This is a genomic window from Streptomyces mesophilus (assembly GCF_040300965.1).
GTDB lineage: Bacteria > Actinomycetota > Actinomycetes > Streptomycetales > Streptomycetaceae > Streptomyces > Streptomyces mesophilus_A.
Genome location: NZ_JBEPEW010000067.1, coordinates 1 through 20,369, shown reverse-complemented (window position 1 = coordinate 20,369; position 20,369 = coordinate 1). Strand labels below are relative to the sequence as shown.

General features: G+C 70.3%; 19 protein-coding genes. 16 read left to right on the top strand and 3 right to left on the bottom strand.

Annotated features, from left to right (window positions below):
* Positions 1 to 46 precede the first annotated feature (46 nt).
* On the top strand, positions 47 to 991 hold the full coding sequence (locus ABT367_RS22960) for a LysR family transcriptional regulator (RefSeq protein ID WP_352254954.1): 945 nt from the start codon (positions 47 to 49) through the stop codon (positions 989 to 991).
* Positions 992 to 1,144: 153 nt separating this feature from the next.
* Here the strand turns inward: ABT367_RS22960 and ABT367_RS22955 are convergent, their stop codons facing one another.
* Positions 1,145 to 2,719: a FadD7 family fatty acid--CoA ligase gene (locus tag ABT367_RS22955; RefSeq protein ID WP_352254953.1), complete on the bottom strand. Its 1,575-nt coding sequence runs from the start codon at positions 2,717 to 2,719 to the stop codon at positions 1,145 to 1,147.
* Positions 2,720 to 3,046: 327 nt separating this feature from the next.
* Between ABT367_RS22955 and oxc the strand changes: the two genes are divergently transcribed.
* The 13 genes from oxc to ABT367_RS22890 all read left to right on the top strand — a co-directional run bounded on the left by oxc (position 3,047) and on the right by ABT367_RS22890 (position 17,304).
* Positions 3,047 to 4,795 (top strand): oxalyl-CoA decarboxylase, encoded by a 1,749-nt coding sequence (oxc, locus tag ABT367_RS22950; RefSeq protein WP_352254952.1) that lies wholly within the window; start codon positions 3,047 to 3,049, stop codon positions 4,793 to 4,795.
* A 175-nt stretch (positions 4,796 to 4,970) separates the two neighbouring features.
* Positions 4,971 to 5,804, top strand: coding sequence for an ROK family protein (locus tag ABT367_RS22945; protein ID WP_352254951.1), 834 nt, complete (start codon positions 4,971 to 4,973; stop codon positions 5,802 to 5,804).
* A 30-nt stretch (positions 5,805 to 5,834) separates the two neighbouring features.
* A complete protein-coding gene (locus tag ABT367_RS22940; RefSeq protein WP_352254950.1) occupies positions 5,835 to 7,520 on the top strand; it encodes an ABC transporter substrate-binding protein in 1,686 nt (561 codons plus the stop codon).
* Between the two features lie 10 nt (positions 7,521 to 7,530).
* Positions 7,531 to 8,520: an ABC transporter permease gene (locus tag ABT367_RS22935; protein WP_352254949.1), complete on the top strand. Its 990-nt coding sequence runs from the start codon at positions 7,531 to 7,533 to the stop codon at positions 8,518 to 8,520.
* Positions 8,521 to 8,522: 2 nt separating this feature from the next.
* Positions 8,523 to 9,434 (top strand): ABC transporter permease, encoded by a 912-nt coding sequence (locus ABT367_RS22930; protein ID WP_352254948.1) that lies wholly within the window; start codon positions 8,523 to 8,525, stop codon positions 9,432 to 9,434.
* Positions 9,427 to 10,407, top strand: coding sequence for an ABC transporter ATP-binding protein (locus tag ABT367_RS22925; RefSeq protein ID WP_352254947.1), 981 nt, complete (start codon positions 9,427 to 9,429; stop codon positions 10,405 to 10,407). The genes ABT367_RS22930 and ABT367_RS22925 overlap by 8 nt, the downstream gene beginning before the upstream one ends.
* A complete protein-coding gene (locus ABT367_RS22920) occupies positions 10,404 to 11,417 on the top strand; it encodes an ABC transporter ATP-binding protein (protein ID WP_352254946.1) in 1,014 nt (337 codons plus the stop codon). The genes ABT367_RS22925 and ABT367_RS22920 overlap by 4 nt, the downstream gene beginning before the upstream one ends.
* Positions 11,414 to 12,592, top strand: coding sequence for an ROK family transcriptional regulator (locus tag ABT367_RS22915; RefSeq protein ID WP_352254945.1), 1,179 nt, complete (start codon positions 11,414 to 11,416; stop codon positions 12,590 to 12,592). The genes ABT367_RS22920 and ABT367_RS22915 overlap by 4 nt, the downstream gene beginning before the upstream one ends.
* A gap of 160 nt (positions 12,593 to 12,752) precedes the next feature.
* The gene (locus tag ABT367_RS22910; protein ID WP_352254944.1) at positions 12,753 to 13,064 is read left to right on the top strand and encodes a hypothetical protein; all 312 of its coding nucleotides are present in this window, start codon (positions 12,753 to 12,755) and stop codon (positions 13,062 to 13,064) included.
* Complete coding sequence (locus ABT367_RS22905; RefSeq protein WP_352254942.1) at positions 13,057 to 14,244, top strand: hypothetical protein; 1,188 nt, start codon at positions 13,057 to 13,059, stop codon at positions 14,242 to 14,244. Before ABT367_RS22910 ends, ABT367_RS22905 begins: the two co-directional genes overlap by 8 nt.
* A gap of 8 nt (positions 14,245 to 14,252) precedes the next feature.
* Positions 14,253 to 14,834 carry a hypothetical protein gene (locus tag ABT367_RS22900; RefSeq protein ID WP_352254941.1) on the top strand — a complete coding sequence of 194 codons (582 nt, stop codon included), beginning with the start codon at positions 14,253 to 14,255 and terminating at the stop codon, positions 14,832 to 14,834.
* On the top strand, positions 14,831 to 15,346 hold the full coding sequence (locus ABT367_RS22895; RefSeq protein WP_352254940.1) for a hypothetical protein: 516 nt from the start codon (positions 14,831 to 14,833) through the stop codon (positions 15,344 to 15,346). Before ABT367_RS22900 ends, ABT367_RS22895 begins: the two co-directional genes overlap by 4 nt.
* A 146-nt stretch (positions 15,347 to 15,492) precedes the next feature.
* Positions 15,493 to 17,304 (top strand): CocE/NonD family hydrolase, encoded by a 1,812-nt coding sequence (locus ABT367_RS22890; RefSeq protein ID WP_434975515.1) that lies wholly within the window; start codon positions 15,493 to 15,495, stop codon positions 17,302 to 17,304.
* On the opposite strand, the gene ABT367_RS22885 is transcribed toward ABT367_RS22890, so the two are convergent.
* Together ABT367_RS22885 and ABT367_RS22880 are read right to left on the bottom strand one after the other, a co-directional pair.
* Entirely contained in the window at positions 17,301 to 17,780 is a 480-nt protein-coding gene (locus ABT367_RS22885) for an HAD domain-containing protein (RefSeq protein ID WP_352254938.1), read from the bottom strand. The two genes, ABT367_RS22890 and ABT367_RS22885, sit on opposite strands and share 4 nt — an antisense overlap.
* A 20-nt stretch (positions 17,781 to 17,800) precedes the next feature.
* Positions 17,801 to 18,400 (bottom strand): gamma carbonic anhydrase family protein, encoded by a 600-nt coding sequence (locus ABT367_RS22880; RefSeq protein WP_352254937.1) that lies wholly within the window; start codon positions 18,398 to 18,400, stop codon positions 17,801 to 17,803.
* Between the two features lie 245 nt (positions 18,401 to 18,645).
* Between ABT367_RS22880 and ABT367_RS22875 the strand changes: the two genes are divergently transcribed.
* Both ABT367_RS22875 and ABT367_RS22870 read left to right on the top strand, forming a co-directional pair.
* Complete coding sequence (locus ABT367_RS22875) at positions 18,646 to 19,884, top strand: flavin-dependent oxidoreductase (RefSeq protein ID WP_352254936.1); 1,239 nt, start codon at positions 18,646 to 18,648, stop codon at positions 19,882 to 19,884.
* A gap of 40 nt (positions 19,885 to 19,924) precedes the next feature.
* Positions 19,925 to 20,369, top strand: a 445-nt coding sequence (locus tag ABT367_RS22870) for a DNA glycosylase AlkZ-like family protein (RefSeq protein WP_352254935.1), incomplete at its 3' end; no start/stop codon positions are given.

The following is a 20,369-nucleotide window of genomic DNA, read 5'->3' as shown; positions in this document are numbered from 1 at the left end:
ATCCGGTGACCGGATCGGGCCATGCGCCGGGCGGGAGGGGCCACCCATGCTGTTTCGTCAGCTGGAGTACTTCGTCGCCGTGGCGCGGGAGCGGCACTTCGCGCGGGCCGCCGAGTCCTGCTACGTATCGCAGCCTGCGCTGTCCGCGGCGATCGCCAAGCTGGAGCGCGAGCTCAACGTCACGCTGATCAACCGCGGCCACACCTACGAAGGGCTGACGCCCGAGGGTGAGCGGCTCGTCGTGTGGGCCAAGCGGATCCTCGCCGAGCAGGAGGCGTTCAAGGCCGAGGTGGCCGCCGTGCAGTCCGGGATCACCGGGACGCTGCGGCTCGGCACGGAACCCACGGCGTCGACGACGCTCGCGCTGCCCGTGGGCGCGTTCTGTTCGGCGCATCCCCTGGCCAAGGTGCAGGTGCGCTCGCGGCTCGCCACCAAGGAGCTCCTGCGCCAGCTCCGGGAGTTCGAGCTGGACGCGGTGATCGGCTACTTCGGGGCCGACGACCAGGAAGGGCTGCAGGTCGTGCCGCTGTACGAGGAGCGGTACATGGTCGTCTCCGGCGACCAGCTCCTGCCCCCGGCCGCGACCATGAGCTGGGCCGAGGCCGCGCAGCTTCCGCTGGCGCTGCTGACCCCGGACATGCGGATCCGGCAGCTCATCGACGAGGTGCTCACCAGCTGCGGACTCGTCGCGACACCGCAGGTCGAGACCGACTCGATCGCATCTCTGTACGCGCATGTCGGCGTGGGGGAGTGGGCCAGCATCGTGCCGCACTCCTGGCTGCGGGCGATGCCGGTGATCGGGCGGACGCGGGCGGTGCGGTTGGTGTCGCCGGACGCCCGGGCGCAGGTGTCCGTCGCGATTCACGCGGCCACGCCCGGATCGGTGGCCGCGCGTGCCTTTGTCGCCGCCGCGACAGGCCTGTCCTTGGACGAGTTCTTCGAGGAGCCGTTGCCTGCGGGCGGGCGTCGGGTGCGGCAGCCTGTCGGGTGAGCGTCCGGTGGGTGGTTGCGGTGGGACGCCTGCGGCGGGCCTTTCTCCCCTGCCCGCCCCTTCCCGAAACCGGGGGCTCCGCACCCGGACCCCCGAGACCGCACTTCGCTCGGATCTGCTCAAGCGCCGCAGGGGCTGGATGTGACGCAGGGGCTAGATGAAGGTTGCCCTGATTGCCTGGCGGTCCAGGCCCCCCTGCGCCGTATGCGGCAAGGACCCGACGATCTCCACCCGGTCCGGCACCCCCGTGATCCCCAGCCGCCCCCGGCAGTAGTGCAGGACCTGTTCCGAGCCCAGGTACTCGCCTTCCCGAGCGACCACGGCCGCCCCCACCCGCTGACCCAACTCCGGGTCCGGCAGGGCGAAGACCGCCGCCTCCAGGACGCCGGGGCAGCCGGCCAGGATGTCCTCCACGTACTCGGGGGAGATTCTGCGGCCGGCGCGGTGGATGAGGTTCTTGATCCGGCCCGAGAGGAAGAGATACCCGTCCTCGTCGAGGCGGCCCAGGTCTCCGGTGCGCAGCCAGCCATCCTGGAAACCGCGCGCGGTCGCCGCCGGGTCGGCGAGGTAGCCGCGGGCCACGGCAGGACCGCGGACCCACACCTCGCCCTCCGTGCCGGTCGCGCACGGCCGGCCCTGTGCGTCCGCGATCCGCAGCTCGACCCCGGTGGGCCGCCCCGCCGAGGCGTGCTTGAGGAAGCCGTGCTGCGGGAGCGGCTCGCTCGTGACCTGATGCGTCGACTCCGTCATGCCGTACGCGGTCAGAAGCGGCGCCCCGAAGGTGCGCTCAAGGGCGCGCTGGGTGGCGGTGTTGAGCGGGGCGCTGGAACTGCGGACGAACTTCAGGGGGGCCGCCCGCGGGCCGGGACAGTCGAGTTCTGAGCGCTCGAGGAGCAGCTCGTGCACGGCCGGAACCGCGGTGAACCAGGTGGCCGCGACCGTGCGTACGTCGTCCCAGAAGGCGGCGGCCGAGAAGCGTCCCCCGTCGGGCAGCAGCACACGGCCCCCGCTCGCCAACGAGGAGAGGAGCGTCGCGAACAGGCCGTGGCTGTGGAAGAACGGCATCACCGCGACCGTCGCGTCGCCGGGTCCGAGTTCATACGTGCCGCAGATCCCGCGGATCGCCGCCATCACGTTGATGTCGGTGAGCGGCACCATCTTGGCGCGGTCGCTCGTGCCGACCGTGAAGAGGACCAACGCGTCGGCGGGGTCGTGTTCCCCTCGGGCTTCCCGCAGCTCGTCCGCCGAACGAACAGCCGCTTCCCTCGGTGCGTCCGCCGAGAGACCCACCGTCCCTCGCGGCGCATCCACCGTCAGCGTCCAGGACCCCGGTACGCCGACGTCGGGCGAAGTCAGAACCGCCCGTGCCGCCAACCCGGCGAGCCGCCCACCGAGTTGGTCCTTCGCCCACTCCGGGTCCACCGGGGCCACGACCAGACCGGCCCGTGCCGCGCCGAGCAGGCCGACCACGAACTCGACGGTGTTGGCCGAGACCAGGACCACGGCGTCGCCGCGTCGCAGGCCCGACGCGGTGAGCCGATCCGCCAAGTCGTCCACCAGCGTGTGCAGTTCGCGGTACGACAGGCTGATCCGGTCGGCGGAGTACACCAGGGCGGTGGCCGAGGGCCGTTCCCGTACCGGCCGGTCGAGGAGATCCGCGAGGCCGGTGATCGCCGGCGGACGGTACAGCGATACGCCCCGCACCGATGCTGCGGTCGCAGCTGCCATGACCACCACCTCTTCGTACGGAGGAACCACCGGGGCGCAGCCCGCGGAAGGCTGCCGTCTAGCGAGCGTGCGCGGCCCGTCGGCGCACGTCCAATACGCACTGGCGACCAGCCGATAGCGGGCGCTTATCAACCATGGCGAACCCCCAGGTGGCGAAGGGGAGTCGGCTGCTCGATAGACGCCGTCTATCGGCTGGTCGCCGATACGTCTTGGACGGGGGCGAGCGGGGTGCGCAAGGTGAGACCAGTAGCCGCACGCATGACCGCCGAAGCATGTTTGCCCCTCGAGGCCGAAGCATGTTTGACCGCTCAAGGAGGAGCTCGGACCATGACTGACACTGCTGCTGCCACCGACACCGCGGCGAGCGATGAAGACCGGGCCGAGCTCACCGACGGGTATCACCTGGTCGTCGACGCGCTCAAGCTCAACGATGTCGAGACGATCTACGGAGTCGTCGGCATCCCGATCACCGACCTCGCACGCCTCGCCCAGGCCGAGGGCATCCGGTACGTGGGTTTCCGGCACGAGTCCAACGCCGGGCACGCCGCCGCGATAGCCGGATACCTCACCAAGAAGCCCGGTATCGCGCTCACCGTGTCCGCGCCCGGATTCCTCAACGGGCTCGTAGCCCTGGCGAACGCCACCACCAACTGCTTCCCGATGGTGCAGATCTCGGGTTCCAGCGAGCGCCATCTCGTCGACCTCAAGCAGGGCGACTACGAGGAGATGGACCAACTCGCCGCCGCCCAGCCCTTCGTGAAGGCCGCGTACCGCATCAGCCGGGTCGAAGACATCGGCCGCGGTATCGCCCGCGCCCTGCGCACCGCGATCTCCGGCCGGCCCGGCGGTGTCTACCTCGACATCCCGGCCGCCGTACTCGGCTCGATCATGCCCGCGGACGAGGGTGCGAAGACCCTGAGCAAGCTGGTCGACCCGGCGCCCCGCCAGCTGCCGGCGCCCGAGGCCGTGGACCGCGCGATCGAGCTGCTCGCCTCCGCGGAGCGCCCGCTCGTCGTGCTCGGCAAGGGTGCCGCGTACGCCCAGGCCGACGACAAGATCAAGGAGTTCATCGAGTCCACGGGCATCCCGTACGCGCCGATGTCGATGGCCAAGGGCCTGCTGCCCGACGGCCACCCGCAGTCCGCGGCCGCCGCGCGCTCGCTCGCGCTGAAGCGCGCCGACGTGGTGGTCCTCATGGGCGCGCGCCTCAACTGGCTGCTCAACCACGGCGAGCGGGGCTGGAACCCGGACGCCCAGTTCATCCAGATCGACATCGAGCCCAAGGAGATGGACTCCAACCAGCCCATCGCCGCACCGCTCGTCGGCGATATCGAGTCGGTGCTCGACGCGCTCGCCGAGCGCACCAAGCCCGGCCAGATCGCCGCGCCCCAGGCGTGGAAGGACGAACTCGCCGCGAAGACCGCGGACAACGTGGCCAAGATGGCCAAGCGGCTCGAGGCCGACCCGCACCCGATGCAGTTCATGGGCGCGCTCAAGGCCGTACGGGACGTGCTGCGCGAGCGCCCGGAGGTCTACCTCGTCAACGAGGGCGCCAACGCGCTCGACATCGCCCGCAATGTCATCGACATGCAGGTGCCGCGCCACCGCCTCGACAGCGGTACCTGGGGCGTCATGGGCATCGGCATGGGGTACGCGATCGCAGCGGCCGTGGAGTCCGGGCAGCCGGTCGTCGCCGTCGAGGGCGACAGCGCCTTCGGGTTCAGCGGCATGGACCTGGAGACGATCTGCCGCTACAACCTGCCCGTGGTCACCGTCATCATGAACAACGGCGGTGTGTACAAGGGCGACGAGGCACCCGGCGGCGGCTCGAGCGACCCCGCGCCGACCGCCCTGATGAGCGCGGCACGGCACGACCAGATGATCGAGGCCTTCGGCGGCAAGGGCTACCGCGCCACCACGCCCGCCGAGATCACCGCCGCCCTCACCGAGGCGCTGGCCGCCGGCGGACCGGCGCTGATCGACTGCGTCATCGACCCGTCGGCCGGCACCGAGAGCGGCCACATCGCGCATCTCAACCCGAAGGGCCTGGGCAACTTCGGCGGCAGTAAGAAGTAGCGGTCACCACGCGGCTGCACCGCTCGGGCCGGGCGTCTCCTCGTACGGGGGAACGCCCGGCCCGATCGTTGTGCGCACGCGTCTTACCGTCGGCCGCCGTCGCTCGTATAGTTACGTAACTTTACCGACGCAGCAGTGCACTTACCGGCGCCTCCCCTCGTGCGAGGAGCTCCAAGTGAACGAGAACGCTCCGTTACCCGTCGTCCTCGCCCTCGACATCGGCGGGACGAAAACAGCCCTGACCGTCGCCGATCTCCACGGCGCACGACTGGCCGACCGCACCGTCGAGACCCACGCCGACCAGGGCGCCCAGGCCGGGCTCAAGAACGCGGTCGACGCCGCCCGCACCCTCCTCGACGGACGTGAACCCATCGCCGTCGGCGTCTCCACCATCGGGATCCCCGGCGAGGACGCGGTGGCGCTCGCACCGAACATCCCCGGCTGGGAAGAGCTCGCGCTCGGCCGTGAACTCGCCCTGGCGTTCCCCCAGTCGCAGCTGCGCCTGGTCAACGATGTGAAGGCCGCGGCCCGACACGAACACGACCACGGCGCCCTGGCCGGCGCCGACCCCGGCCTCTACCTCAACCTCGGCACCGGACTCGCCGCCGCGATCGTCGTCGGCGGCACGGTGCTCGGCGGGCGGCACGGGGCGGCGGGGGAGATCGGGTACAACCTGCGCTCACCGGCCGACGTCGGCAAGCGGGACCCCGTCCCCCTGGAAGCCGTGGTCAGCGGAAAGGCGCATGCTCAACGGCCCTTGCACGAAGGCGAGTTCCTCGAACAGCTCGCCTTCCATCTGGTCAACCTCACCATCGCCCTCGATCCCGAGCGGATCGTCGTCGGCGGCGGCATGGTCCGCTCCTGGGAGGCGCTGCACGGTCCGCTGCGCCGCGCCCTGGACGCCGCCGTGCCCTACCCGCCCGAGCTCCTCCGCGCCGCGCACCCCTACGAAGCGCCGCTGCTCGGCGCACTCGCGCTGGCCGTCGAGGCCGCGCACCACCCCGTATGACCGAGTGAACCCCCGAAGGGACTGGCAGCCATGAGGCCCACGCGCACCCTCGCCGCCGCTGTCGTCGTCGCACTCGCATGGACGGCAACGGCCTGTTCGGAGACCAAGCGGAAAGACGACAGCAACCCCACGGAGAGTGCCGGGCCGCGCAAGAAAGGCGGCGAGGTCACCATCGCCAACACGGCGGGCCAGACGTGGACATGCAACTTCAACCCGTTCAACCCCGCCGTCTACAACACCTCGATCGGCTTCGTCTACGAACCGCTCGTCTTCGTCAACGCCCTCAAAGATGCGGCCGAGACCCCGATGCTCGCCAAGAGCTACAAGTGGAACGCCGACAAGACACAGATCGACTTCACCATCCGCGAGGGCGTGAAGTGGAACGACGGAAAACCGTTCACGGCGAAGGACGTGGCCTTCACCTTCAACCTGATGAAGAAGCACCCTCCGATCGACCTCTACGCGCTGTGGACCACCGCGGGACTCCAGTCCGCCACGGCCTCCGGCGACCAGGTCACCCTGAAGTTCGAGCAGGCCGCGCAGCCGTATTTCTACGCCTTCGCGAACCAGCAGCCGATCGTCCCCGAGCATGTCTTCGGCGCGGGGGAGGCCGCGGGCAAGCCTGAGACCTGGGCGGACAAGAAGCCCGTGGGCACCGGCCCGTTCGAGGTCGACCCGTGCTCGCCCAACAACATCCAGTACACGGCGAACCCCGACTACTGGCAGCAGGGCAAGCCGTACATCCAGAAGGTCCAGTACCCGGCGTATCTCGACAACGCGCCCGCGAATCTGGACCTCGCGAGCGGCAAGGCGCAGTGGGGCAGCCAGTTCATCCCGGGGATCGAGCAGTTCTATCTGGACAAGTCCCAGGACAACCACACCTGGTCGCCGCCCGTCCTGAACGTCGGCATCTACCCGAACCTCGATCCGTCCAAGGAGTTCAGCAGCAACAAGACGGTCCGACAGGCCATCTCGTACGCCATCGACCGCGAACAGGTCGCGAAGATCGGCGTCGGCGGCCAGGTGCCCGCCGCGAACCAGTCCGGCGTCGTGATCCCGACCTTCGACAAGTACTACGACGCGGCGGCCGTCGAGAAGGCTGGCTTCGACAAACCCGACCCCGACCGCGCCAAGCAACTGCTCGCCGACCTCGGCTACTCGCCGTCCAAGCCGCTGAAGCTCACGATCCTGTCCATCACCGGATACACCGACTGGGACGCCTCGCTCAGGGTCATCAAGCAGAACCTCAAGGCCGTCGGGATCGACCTCACCGTCCAGACGCTCGCCCAGCAGACCTTCGTCGGGCGCCTCTACACCGGTGACTACGACTTCGCGTACTACAACCAGCAGACCAGCGGCCCGTCCCCGTACTACGAGTTCCGGCAGATGCTGCACTCCGCGAACACCGCACCGCTCGGCAAGAACGCGCCCAGCAACTTCGAGCGCTACAAGAACCCCGAGGTGGACGCACTGCTCAACGAGTACGCGGCCGCCGACGAGGGCCGCCAGGCGGAGATCGTCAAGGAGGTCTCGCAGTTCATGCTGGACGACGTGCCGGTGATCCCGGTGGTCTGCGCGGTGGACTGGTACCAGTACAACACCAAGGACATCGCCGGCTGGCCCACCGAGGAGAACCCGTACGCCCAGCCCGCCGCGTACAACTTCCCCGACAACGGACAGGTGCTGAGCAGCATCTACTCCAAGTCCGCACAGTAGGCGGTGACTTGTGCGCTTCATCCTGCGCCGCCTGGGGTTCTTCGTCCTCACGCTCTGGGCGGCGCTCACCCTGAACTTCTTCATCCCGCGCTTCATGCCGGGCGACCCGGTCGACGCGCTGATCGTGCGCACCCGCGGCCGGGTCTCGCGGGAGTCCCTGGAGGGGATGCTGACCTCGTTCGGCTTCAAGCCGGACACGAACGTCCTGGTCCAGTACGTCGACTACCTGGGCCATATGTTCACCGGCGACTGGGGCCGCTCCATCGGCCAGACCCTGGGCGAACCGGTCACCTCGCTGATCGGCGGCGCACTGCCGTGGACGCTCGGCCTGGTCGGCCTCACCACGGTCCTGGCCTTCGTGCTCGGCACCTTCATCGGTACGGTCGCGGGCTGGCGGCGCGGCGGCAGGCTTGACGCGATCCTGCCGCCGATCTTCGTGGTGACGTCCGCGCTGCCGTACTTCTGGGTGGGCCTGCTCCTGATCCTGGTGTTCTCGGAGTGGACCGGCGGGCTGCTGCCCTCCAACTTCAACTACGACACCTCGATCGTCCCCGGCTTCTCACCAGGCTTCGTCGGCAGTGTGCTCACCCACGCGATCCTGCCGGCGGCGACCCTGCTGATCACGACGATCGGCGGCTGGATCCTGACCATGCGCAACAACATGATCACCACGCTCGCCGAGGACTACGTGCGGATGGCACGCGCGAAAGGGCTCAACCCGCGGCGCGTCATGTACGCGTACGCAGCCCGCAACGCCGTTCTGCCGAACCTCGCGGGATTCGCCATGTCCCTCGGCTTCGTGATCTCCGGCGCGATCCTCATCGAGTACGTCTTCAACTACCCCGGCGTCGGCTATCTGCTCTACAACTCCGTGCAGAACGTCGACTATCCGCTGATGCAGGCCCTGTTCATGCTCTTCACGGTCGCCGTCCTGGTGGCCCTGCTGATCGTGGACATCGCCACCGTATGGCTGGATCCGCGCGCCCGGGCGAAGGGATGACGATGGCCACCACCACCGCTGTCACCACCGCGCCGGGCCGGCCCCGCGCGGGATCCGGTCTGTGGCGTGCGATCCGCGGCAACCGCAAGGCGCTCGCAGGCACGGTGATCCTGTTCGTCTTCACCCTGATCGCCGCGTTCCCGGGCCTGGTCACCTCCGTCGACGACCCGGACGCGCTGAACTTCGACGCGGGCCTCGACCCCTCCACCGCCCATTTCCTCGGCACCACGAGCCTCGGCCAGGACATCTACTCCCAACTCATCCACGGCACAAGGGAATCCCTGATCATCGCCGTCGTGGCGGGCGCCCTCGCGACCGTGCTCTCGGTCCTGGTCGGGGTCTCCGCCGCGTACCTCGGCGGTATCGCGGACGATCTGCTCTCGCTCCTGACGAACGTCGTCCTGGTCATCCCGGCCTTCCCGCTGGTGATCATCCTCGCCAAGTACGCGGGCACCGGCTCCCTCACCGTGATCCTCGCCGTCCTCGTCCTCACCGGCTGGTCCTACGGCGCCAACCAGCTGCGCGCCCAGGCCCTCTCCCTGCGCAACCGGGAGTTCCTCGAATCGGCGCGGGCGCGCGGTGAGCGGCGCTCGTACATCATCGTCCGCGAAGTGCTGCCGAACATGACCTCGCTCATCGTCGCCAACTTCCTCGGTGCGGCGCTGTATTCACTGCTCACGGCCGCGGGACTGCAGTTCCTCGGGCTCGGCGACCCCAACTCCCGCAGCTGGGGCACGATGCTCTACTGGGCCCAGAACCAGCAGGCCCTGCAGACCGGTCTGCCCCTGTGGTCGCTCGCGCCCGGACTCTGCGTCGCCCTCCTGGGCGTTGCGTTCGCCCTGGTCAACTACGCCTTCGACGAGATCGGCAACCCCGCTCTGCGTCCCGTACGAAGGAGGCGCAAGCGTGCCTGAACCACTGCTCGCAGTTCATGACCTCAGCGTGGTGTACGAGACCGACCGCGGTCCTGTCACGGCGGTCGACGGCGTACAACTGACAGTCAGGGAAGGTGAGTTCGCTGCCGTGGTCGGCGAATCCGGCTGCGGAAAGTCCACCCTCCTGTTCGCCATCGCCGGCCTGCTCAGCCCGCCCGCCCGTATCTCCACCGGCTCGGTCCGCCTGCGTGGCGCGGATCTGGTGGCGATGACCGAGCGCGAGCTGAACGAACTGCGCTGGCGTGACTACTCCGTCGTCCTCCAGTCGGCCATGAACGCGCTCAACCCGGTGGCCACGCTCGCCGCCCAGTACAAGGACGCGATGGCCGCGCACGGCACGTACACGAAGGAGCAGATCCACGACCGCAGCGTGGAAGTACTCCGGCTCGTCGGCATCGACCCGGTCCATCTGCGCAGCTATCCGCACCAGCTCTCCGGCGGGATGCGGCAGCGCGCGATGATCGCGATGGCACTGCTGCTCACCCCGGACCTCGTCATCATGGACGAGCCGACCTCCGCGCTCGACGTGGTGGCCCAGCGCTCCCTGATGGTGCAGATCAAGGAGCTGCAGCAACTCCTCGGCTTCGCCGTCGTGTTCGTCACCCACGACATGTCCCTGGTCAGCCACTTCTCCGATCAGCTCCTCGTGATGTACGCCGGCCAGGTGGTCGAGCAAGGGCCCACCCGCCCGGTCTTCGACCAGCCCTCGCATCCGTACAGCCGGGGCCTGCTCGAGGCCTTCCCGTCGATCCGCGGCCCGCGCGTCCCGCTGCGCGGCATCCCCGGCAGCCCGCCGGATCTCGCCGCACCGCCGTCCGGCTGCCGTTTCCATCCGCGCTGCCCGCTCGTCTTCGAGCCGTGCGATGCCGTGCAGCCTTCGCTGTACGCAGTGGGCGCGGTGCGCTCGCGGTGCCTGCTGCACACGTCAGCTGCGACGGAGGCCACGTCATGAGCGGTGCCGGCACGAACGGGCCGATGGACGGTCCGCTGCTTGAAACCTCGGGCCTCACACGGCACTTCAAAGTCGGTACGGGTCTATCGCGCCGCTCCCTGCACGCCGTGGACGAGGTGGATCTGGCCATCGGGGAGCGGGAGATCGTGGCGCTCGTCGGGGAGAGCGGCAGCGGGAAATCCACGCTCGCGCGGCTGATCGCGCAGGTGTACAAGCCGTCGGCGGGCTCGATCCGCTATCAGGGGCGCCCGCTGAGCTCGCTGCGCCGCCGACGGGACCGCCTCGCGTACCGCGGCGCCGTCCCGATGGTGTTCCAGGACCCCTTCGCGTCCCTCAACCCGGCGTACCGCGTCTCACACGGCATCCTGCGCTCCCTCACCCTGCACCGGCCCGAACTGTCCCGCACCGAACGGGAAGCGGAAGCGGAGCGGGTCGTCGAAGCCGTCGGGCTGACACCCGCCGCCGACGTCCTTGCCCGCTACCCGTACGAACTCTCCGGCGGCCAGCGCCAGCGCATCGGCTTCGCCCAGGCCCTCGCGCACCGGCCGAAACTCATCCTCGCCGACGAACCGGTCTCGATGCTCGACGTCTCCATCCGCATCGGGCTGCTCAACGTAATGGCCGAACTGCGCGAGCGCGAAGGCGTCTCCTTCCTCTACATCACCCATGACATCGCCGGCGCCCGCTACCTCTCCGACCGGATCGCCGTCATGTACGGCGGCCATGTCGTCGAGACCGGGCCCACCGAAGAGGTCCTGGCCCGCCCCCGCCACCCGTACACCGAACTGCTCCTGTCCGCCGTCCCCGACCCGCGCGCCCCGCTCGACGTGGACGCCGCCACCGCGAGGACCGACCCGCCGGTCGTCATCGACCCCGTGCCCAGCTGCCGCTTCCGCGCCCGCTGCCCGCTGGCCGAGGACATCTGCCACCGGGTCACCCCACGGCTGCGGCCGGCCGGCCCCGCGCACACGGCCGCCTGCCATGTCACCGCGCCCGGGACCGCCACGTGACGATTCCGCCCTGGAACCGCCGGCGCCTGCGCAGCAACAACGAATGGCTGCTCCTGGAACGCCTGCGCCTGCAAGGGCCCGCCTCACGCGCCCAACTCGCCCGCGACAGCGGCCTGTCCAAACCGACCGTCTCCTCCGCACTCGCCGCTCTGGAACGCGCCGGACTCGTCCGGGAGGCCGGTACCCACGCCCAGAGCCGCGGCCGGGTGGCCGTCCTGTACGAGCCCGACCCGCGTGCGGGCTTCGTCCTCGGCATCGACATCGGCCGGGCCCGACTGCGTACGGCGGTGGCGGATCTCTCCGGCGAGATCGTCGCCCGCACCGAGATACGCAACCGTGGCCGCGGCGCCCTGTCGGTCGCCGACGCGGCCGTGGGCTGCGCCGAACAGTCCCTCGCCGAAGCCGCGTTGACCTCCGCGGACATCGTGCGCACCGCCGTCGGCACCCCCGGAGTCTTCGACCGCGCCACCGGCCGGGTCCGCTACGCCGTCAACCTGCCCGGCTGGGGGCGTCCCGGCCTGATCGAACGGATGCGGGACCGCCTCGGCACCCCGCTCTCCGTGCACAACGACGCCAACCTGGCGGCGCTCGGCGAGTACACCTTCGGCAGCGGCGCGGACAGCCGTCTCTTCGTGTACCTGCTGATCGGCACCGGACTCGGCATGGGCGTCGTGGCCGACGGCGAGCTCTTCCTCGGCGCCCACGGAGCGGCCGGCGAGATCGGCTATCTGCCGCTCGACGGCGTCCCCGCCACCGGCACGGCCCCGCGCCGGGGCCTGCTCGAGGACGCGGTCTCCGCCGACGGCGTGGTCCGCGCCGCCCGCGACCTCGGCATGACGGGCCCGCTCACGGCGAAACGCGTCTTCGACGCAGCCCGCACCGGAGCTCCCGCAGCCGTCGCCGCCGTCCGTCAGGAAGGCGAACGCCTCGCCCTCGCCGTCGCCTCCGTGACCGCGGTACTCGACCCCGACCTGGTGGTCCTGGGCGGCGGAGTCGGCCGCGGCGCCGACCTCTTCCTCACCACGGTCACCCAGACCCTGCACCGCCTCACCCCGCTGCGTCCCCGCATCGAGGCGAGCACCGCGGGCGACGACGTGGTCCTCCTGGGTGCGCTCACCCTGGCGGTGCGGGCGGCGCGGCCGGAGGTGTTCGAGCGGCGGGCGGGGGCGTTGTGAGGTCCTGACGGCTGTCATCCGCCGTCCTGCGCGCCACCTGTCCGGGTGGCGGGTCGGTGCGCCAGGTCTGGTGCTCCGCGCCCTGAATTCCCGGCCCGGCCCACGTACGGGTGAGCGCTGATTGCCCGATGAGCCGCCGACTCTGCCAAGGTGCTCGCCCATGACTGGTGATCACCCCGATCTGCGCGTGCAGACGACCGAGCTGGGCCGGTTCGCCAAGGCCCTGCACGATTCGGTGGAGTCGCTGGCCGAGGCGCGGCGCGCGCTCGACCACGTACGCGCCGACCAGATCGGCACGGCGGAACTCGACGCGGCCTGCGACTCCTTCCAGGACTCCTGGGGCCACGGCGCCGACCAGCTCGGCGAGCGGATCGCCCGCATCCAGTCGGCGGTGGCGCTCAGCCACAACGGGTACGCCGAGCTGAACCGGGCGATCGCGGAAGCGTTCAGGGCGGTGCGGGTCGATGGATGACGGTGGGCCGGCCGGCGGGCCGTATCCGAACCTGGGGTTCAACCCCGTGCCAGGGAATCCCGGCGAGATCTCGGCGCTGCAGAAGCAGGTGGCGAAGGCGGCGAAGTCGACGGGGACGGCGCATGAGCTGGTCGACCGTCTGCTGCGGTCGGCCTCTTCCTGGCGGGGCGAGGGCGGGGACGCGTTCCGCCGGGCGCTGTCGCAGGACTTGCCCAAGCGGTTACTCGACGCGCACCAGTCCCTCTCGAAGGCCTCGGGCGCGCTGCTGCGCTGGCACGACGGCGTCGTCGACCGCAGGCTGACGGCCCAGTCCTACGAGGACCGGGCGAGGGCGGCGGCTTCCTCGCTCGCGGAGGCGGAGGCCCGGGCCTCGGATGACCCCGAGCAGCTCTCCAAGGCGCAGGACGCGGTGGCTGATGTGCGGCGGCTGGCGCGGGAGTTGGAGGGCGTGCACCAGGAGGCGGCGCGGGAGGCGGCCCGCGCCCTCGCCTCGGCCGACGACGGGTTGGCTCCGGAGGAGCCGGGGGTGCTGGAGGAGGTGGTGGGGTTCCTTGAGGAGGATCTCGGCGATTACCTGTCAGTGGCGGCCTCCGTCGCCGGACTCGCCGCCGTTCTGGCCACCCCGCCGGTCGGGGTCGCCATTGCACTGACGCTCGCCACGACGGCGAGTGCGGGAGCGTTCGGGTTGCACCTCAAGGATCCGAAGATCCGTGATGCGGTCTGGGGCGGCATCACCGAGGGCAAGCTGGACGCCAAATTCTGGGACGGCGCGGTCACGTTGATCGGCGACGGCATCGGTGCGCTTCCCGTGCTCGGCTTGGCCGCGGGGGGAACGAAGGGTGCGGTGACCGCCGTCAGGGCAGCCGGCTCGCTGGATGACGCTGCTCGTGCCGGGGCGGTGGGTCTTGTGGACGGTGCGAAGGCGACTGGTCTGGAGATGGCCAGGGGAACGAATCGCGTGACCGAATGGGCCTTGCACGGTGTCAGCTCGCGGACGAAGGAAACGGTCGAGGCAGGCATCGCGACCGCGGGTGTTGCGACGAGTCTGGGCGACGTGACCCCGCTGAAGGACGACGGGACCTACGAAACCGCAGCGCCGGCCGTCGACGGTGCCCGCATCGTCGCAGATGACATCCCCAGCACCTTCGCGCGACTGTCGCGCGCCGCAACAACCCTGTGAGGACGTCCATGGATGACAGGCCACAACTGTGGTTCCGACTGCCTCCGGGATACCAAGAGTTCGACCCGGCAGGCCTGGCCCCGATCCGAGAGCGTGCTCCCGAGTGGGCCTATGCCCTGGACGAGATCTTCCGACATGGAACTTTCTACGCGGCGTTGGGGCTGCACCGCACCGATGTGTACGAGGAGGTGACCACCTCGCTGTTCATCCTGTCCTCCACCCGCACGCTGGTGAGTGATCCTCAAGTGGCTGCCGCCCGGGCCCTGATCTCCCGAGAGCGGTGGGCTCACTGGACCGCAGACAGCTGTGAGCTGCGAACCGTCGCACGGACAACTGCCGCCGCCTTCACCACTGGGGTACTTCGCTGCGGTGATGAGGGCTCCGCGAGGGTCTGCCAGGCCACGTGCACCTTTCTGGTTCCCGGCGATCCGACTCTGATCACAGCAACGCTGACCAGCACCGATCTCACGCAGGCGGAGGCGTACGCGGAGATCCTCCGCGCCGTGGCGAACACGATCAGTTTCGAAGAGCCGAAGCATGCGCCCGCACCACGCCAACCCACATCTCGCATCGCGGAGTTGATCACGTGACTACCGATTCCCTTGCCAAGACCGCGATGGATGAACCGGCTACGGCGAACAGCCTGAAGCGTGCGCAGGGACGCGGGACGGTGTGGGCGCTGGTGGTGCTCTCGGCCATCGCCGCCGGCATTGCGGTGGGCTACGCCTTCATCGCGAGCAGCTGGTCAGTGCTGGCGTTCGTCTTCTCGATGATCGCAACCGTCATGGGCGTACAAGTGGGCATGGTGTGCGCATACAACACATGGCGGGCGCGCCGCATCCTGCGCACATACCCGTGGCAGGAGGTGTCGTGCCGGCGAGTGGACAGCCCAGGCAACTACCGCCTTTGCGTCGAGATGCCCAGCTCGGACGATGAGCTGCTCCTCCAGTCCGTCGCCTTCAGCTACACAGTTGCGCGACGTGGCGGCGACGACCCTCAGGCCATCTGGTACGCAGGCCCGCCCACAGGAAAGGGAGTTGTCGCGCCCGTCGGCGGCCACCTGCCATTCCGCGTCATCCCGGTCACCGACCTGGACCTCTGAGTCGCGCCGACCGAGGCCCTGGAGCAACCCCAAGTTGGGGAGATACGTGGCAGGTCCACAAATCCCACCGCACGCTTATTGACCCACCAGTAACGGTGCCCCCACCATGACCTCGATTCCCGAACCTACCGGTCGGTATAAACCCCGTGGAGGTCACCGTGCCCCGAGCCGTGCCCAGATCCCGCGCCACCCTCACCGCAGCCATCGGCACCGCGGCCGCAGCCCTCGCCGCGCCGCTCGCCCTCACCGTGCCGGCGGCGGCCACGCCGGGGTCGGGCGAATACACCGTCACCGCACTGAAGTTCACCGTCGACACCGGCGACCGCACCTGCGTCGTCGACGCCGACCTCTACCGGCCCGCGGGGGTCGACGCCCGGCACACCGCCCCCGCCGTGATCACCACAAACGGGTTCGGCGGGAACAAGGCCGATGGGGGAACGGCCGGTGCGGCCAAGGCGTTCGCGCAGCGCGGGTACGTCGGGCTCGCCTACTCCGGGCTCGGCTTCGGGAACTCCGGCTGTCTGATCTCCCTCGACGACCCCCGTATCGACGCGAAGGCCGCCTCCGCACTCATCGACTTCCTCGCCGGCAAGCGCGCGGCCGACGACGGGACGAAGGTCGACTACGTCACGGCGGACGGCGGCGAGGGCGGCGATCCGCGCGTCGGGATGATCGGCGGCTCCTACGGCGGGGCGATCCAGCTGGCGACCGCGGCCGTGGACCGGCGCGTGGACGCCCTTGTTCCGCTGATCACATGGAACAACCTCGCCTACGCCCTCGACCCGCAGAACGCCGTGGGCACCGACGTGCCCGGGGCGTACAAGTGGCAGTGGGCCAACGGGTTCTATCTGATGGGGGAGGGCCAGCCGCTGCTCGCCCCCTCGCTCGACCCCTCCCGGATCAACAAGCTGGGCTGTCTGCACTTCGTGGACCAGGCCTGCGACACGATCCGGATGCTGAACTCCGGCCGCTACCCGGCGGGGCGGACCGACGAGCTGCTCGACTATGCGCGCAGCGTCTCGCCCGTCTCGTATCTGAAGCAGGTGAAGGCGCCGACGCTGCTCGTGCAGGGGCAGGCGGACTCGCTGTTCAACCTCAACGAGGCGCAGGCGACGTATGAAACGCTGCGCGCGCAGGGCACCACGGCCAAGATGATCTGGCAGTCGTGGGGGCACAGCGGAGGGATCACGGACCCGGCGAGCGGTGAACTGAGCCTGGGTTCGGGCAACTTGGAGTCGAGCTACGTCGGGCGGCGGGTGCTCGCCTGGTTCGACCGCTATCTGCAGGACGATGAAGGCGCCGACACCGGGCCGGACTTCGCGTACTACCGTGACTGGGTCGCCGACCCGCAGCGCACCTACGCCACCGCGTCCCGGCCCCCGTCGCCGACCACCACGTACTACCTCTCCGGCGACGGCAAGCTGGTCGACAACCGGCGCAAGGTGGTGCGCGGCAGCCGTGAGTACCGCAACTGGCTGATTCCCACCTCGCACTCCGAGTCCTCGCTCGCCGGCCTGATCGGTCTGCCGGACCCCGCGCCGTACGACACCCGCGGCACGTATCTCGACTGGTCCACCGAGCCGCTCGCCGAGGCGACGGACGTCGTGGGCATCCCGAAGGCCACGCTGAAGGTGGTCTCGCCCAGGACGGAACGCGTCCAGAACTCGTCGGACGCCGCCGACAAGCTGGTGCTCTTCGCGAAGCTGTACGACGTGGCTCCGGACGGCGGGAAGACCTTGGTGCACCGGCTTGTCGCCCCCGTGCGCGTACCGGACGTGACCAAGCCGTTCACGGTGTCCCTGCCGGGCATCGTGCACCGCTACGAGAAGGGTCACCGCATCCAGTTCGTGATCGCGGCCAGCGACGGGGCCTACCTCGGCAACAAGGGCGTCAAGCCGGTCACGGTGACGAGCGCACCCGGTGACACGGGTACGGTCCAACTCCCGGTCGTACGTTAGCCGTCGAGCTCCGCCAGCCGGCGCCCCACGGCGGCCAGGTCGTCCTCGGTCAGACCGAGTTCCGGAGCGACCCGCAGGAGCAGCGCCGGTCCCGGGTGGTTCCGCGCCACCCAGGACCGGTCCCGCTCACCGATCTCGTCGTCGATCCAGACGAAGGGCCGACCGCCCGCCCACGCCACGATCGGCCGCGTCTTCCAGTGCAGCAGCCCCTCCGGCCGCCCACTCTCCACCCACCCGAGCACGGGCAGGTCCGGCAGTCCGAGCCTGGGTGCCACCTCCGCGTTGGCGTCCTCGCCCCAGGTGGTGGCCCAGACCGGCTCGCAGGGCAGGGCGAGCAGGCGAGGGCCGAGTGCGGGGTTGATCCGGGCCAGGAGCGGGTTCGCGTCCCTGGCAGGCATGGGCTCGTACGTCGGGTGATCGGCGCCGCCGAAGGGGATGAGCACTCCGTCGACGTCGAGGAAGAGCAAGGGGAGCATCCGCGTACCGTAGAGCCCGGCTACGGCTCGTCGATCACGCGGTCCGTGCGATGCGCTCCGTAGTACTCCGACTGGCGGGCCATGATCGTGTGCATCGGGGTGCCGCGTTCCACGCCGTACACGGTGCGGGGGAAGTCCAACTCCATCTGCGCGGGCTGGAGTTCCTCGTGCCGGTCGGGGGAGAAGAGGCGGGCCGGGGTGCCGGCCGCGATCCAGCCGATCGGCAGGACGGTGTCCGGCGGAAGGGTCGAGTTGGCGTGCAGGACGCTGTTGATCCGCAGCTCCGAGCGCGCGCCGGCCACCGCGCCCGGGAACACGGACACGCCTGTCGCCACGAAGACCTCGTCCTCGATCGTCGCCCCGTTGACATGGGCGTGCGGGCCGATCAGGACCGAGGCGCCGACCACGGCCGGATGCCCGGCGCGGCCGCGCACCAGGGCCTGTTCCATGACAACCGTGTTCGCCCCGATCCGCACCTCGCCGTCCTCGGCGGTCAGGACGGCACCGTGCAGGACCCGGGCGCCCTCGCCCAAGGTGACGGCGCCGCAGAGTACGGCGGAGGGGGCCACGTACGCGGACGGGTGGACGGAGGGCCGGTGGCCGCGGTGTTCGATCAGCATGAAGGGAGCGTACGAGCCGTGGGGCGGGTGTTCCCAGCGGCCTACGAGCCGTGGGGCGGGTGTTCCCAGCCGCCTACGAGCCGCAGGGCCGGTGCTCCCAGCGGCCTACGAACCGTCGGTGCGGGCGTTCCCGGCGCAGTGAGGCTTCCGGACCGGGTGACTGTGGGCAGGGATAGCCGTGTCGGTCATCGGGGTCAGCCGGCGCGCGGCCCCGCGAACGGACGAGGAAGGGCGGTACGGCGGACATGACCCACGTCCTCATCGCGGGCGCCGGTATCGGCGGGCTCACCGCGGCCCTGTCCCTGCACGCCGCAGGGCTCGGTGTAACGCTCGTCGACGCCGCGCACTCGCTGCGGCCCGTCGGCGTCGGGATCAATCTGCTGCCGCACGCCGTACGGGAGTTGACCGAGCTGGGCCTCGGCACCGTCCTCGCCGAGACCGGCATCCCCACCGCCGAGATGGTCCATTTCGACCGGCACGGCAACCGTATCTGGGGCGAGCCGCGCGGGCGCGCTCTCGGCTACCACTGGCCGCAGTACTCCCTGCACCGCGGCGATCTGCAGCGGCTGCTGCTCGACGCGGTGCTCGCCCGCATCGGTGAGATCCGCACAGACGCCGCCGTGACCGCCTTCCACGACGAAGGCGACCGCGTCCGGGTGGAATTCGCCGGCGGCGGCACCCTGGAGGCGGACGTGCTGATCGGAGCCGACGGACTCCACTCGGCCGTCCGCGCGCAACTGCACCCCGGCGAGGGCCCGCCGCTCTGGAACGGCATCCGCATGTGGCGCGGCCTGGTGGAGACGGCCCCGTTCCTGGGCGGCCGCACCCTCGCAGTCGCGGGCAGCAACGAGACCGCCAAATTCGTCGCCTACCCGGTGTCGCGCTCCGCCGAGATCCGCGGCCGCGCCCTGGTCAACTGGGTGGCCGAAGTACGCCTCGCGGGCTCCGGCAGGCCGGCCGCCGACTGGGATCGCGCCGGTCAACTCGCCGACGTACTCCCGCACTTCGCCGACTGGCGGCTCGGCTGGCTCGACATCCCGGCACTGCTCGCAACCACCGGCCGCATCCTCGAATACCCGATGGTCGACCGCGACCCGCTGCCCTGGTGGGGCCGCGGCCGGGTCACCCTGCTCGGCGACGCCGCGCATCCGATGTACCCCATCGGTTCCAACGGCGCCTCCCAGTCCGTCCTCGACGCCCGCGCGCTGGCCCGCCACCTGGCGACGGCGCCCGGTCCCGAACAGGGCCTCGAGGCGTACGAAGCCGAACGCCGCCCCGTCACCGACGCCCTGGTCCGCGCCCACCGCGCCATGCCCGCCGACCGGCTCCTGGCCACGGTCGCCCGGCGCGCCCCCGAGGGCTTCGCGCGGATCGAGGACGTGCTGACCGCCGGGGAACTGGCCGCGTTCCACGCCGCCTACCGCACGACCACGGGTGCGGACGTCGCCCACCTCAACAACCGCGAGTCCTGGTCGGTGCGCTGACCCCCGGCCGTCGCCCGCGGGCGGGCGGCATAATCCCGACGTGACCCTCTCCGCGCGCCGCCTCGCCCTCGCCACCCTGGACCGGCAGCTCCTCCTGGAGCGCCGGCCGATCGACGTGACGGACGCGGTACGGCGCCTGTGCGCACTCCAGGCGCAGACGCCCGCCTCCCCGTATCTCGCGCTGTGGAACCGCGTCGCGGACTTCGCGCCCGAGCACTTGGACGCGGCCTTCGCGGACGGCCGGATCGTCAAGGCCGGCCTGATGCGGATCACGCTGCACGCCGTCCACGCCGAGGACTATCCGGCCTTCCACGCCGCGATGCTGAGCTGTCTGCGGGCCGCGCGCCTGTACGACCGGCGCTTCACCGACACGGGGTTGAGCGCCGAGGACGCCGACACTCTGCTCGCCGACCTCACGCCGTATCTGCGCGAACCCCGCACCGGCGCCGCCGCGGAGGCCGAGGTCGTGGCGCGCCTCGGCGCGG

Excerpts from the sequence above, each read along its gene's own strand:
- ABT367_RS22960 (WP_352254954.1), top strand. The coding sequence starts at position 47 with ATGCTGTTTCGTCAGCTGGAGTACTTCGTCGCCGTGGCGCGGGAGCGG.
- ABT367_RS22955 (WP_352254953.1), bottom strand. The coding sequence starts at position 2,719 with ATGGCAGCTGCGACCGCAGCATCGGTGCGGGGCGTATCGCTGTACCGT.
- oxc (WP_352254952.1), top strand. The coding sequence starts at position 3,047 with ATGACTGACACTGCTGCTGCCACCGACACCGCGGCGAGCGATGAAGAC.
- ABT367_RS22940 (WP_352254950.1), top strand. The coding sequence starts at position 5,835 with ATGAGGCCCACGCGCACCCTCGCCGCCGCTGTCGTCGTCGCACTCGCA.
- ABT367_RS22930 (WP_352254948.1), top strand. The coding sequence starts at position 8,523 with ATGGCCACCACCACCGCTGTCACCACCGCGCCGGGCCGGCCCCGCGCG.
- ABT367_RS22920 (WP_352254946.1), top strand. The coding sequence starts at position 10,404 with ATGAGCGGTGCCGGCACGAACGGGCCGATGGACGGTCCGCTGCTTGAA.
- ABT367_RS22910 (WP_352254944.1), top strand. The coding sequence starts at position 12,753 with ATGACTGGTGATCACCCCGATCTGCGCGTGCAGACGACCGAGCTGGGC.
- ABT367_RS22905 (WP_352254942.1), top strand. The coding sequence starts at position 13,057 with ATGGATGACGGTGGGCCGGCCGGCGGGCCGTATCCGAACCTGGGGTTC.
- ABT367_RS22900 (WP_352254941.1), top strand. The coding sequence starts at position 14,253 with ATGGATGACAGGCCACAACTGTGGTTCCGACTGCCTCCGGGATACCAA.
- ABT367_RS22885 (WP_352254938.1), bottom strand. The coding sequence starts at position 17,780 with ATGCTCCCCTTGCTCTTCCTCGACGTCGACGGAGTGCTCATCCCCTTC.
- ABT367_RS22880 (WP_352254937.1), bottom strand. The coding sequence starts at position 18,400 with ATGCTGATCGAACACCGCGGCCACCGGCCCTCCGTCCACCCGTCCGCG.
- ABT367_RS22875 (WP_352254936.1), top strand. The coding sequence starts at position 18,646 with ATGACCCACGTCCTCATCGCGGGCGCCGGTATCGGCGGGCTCACCGCG.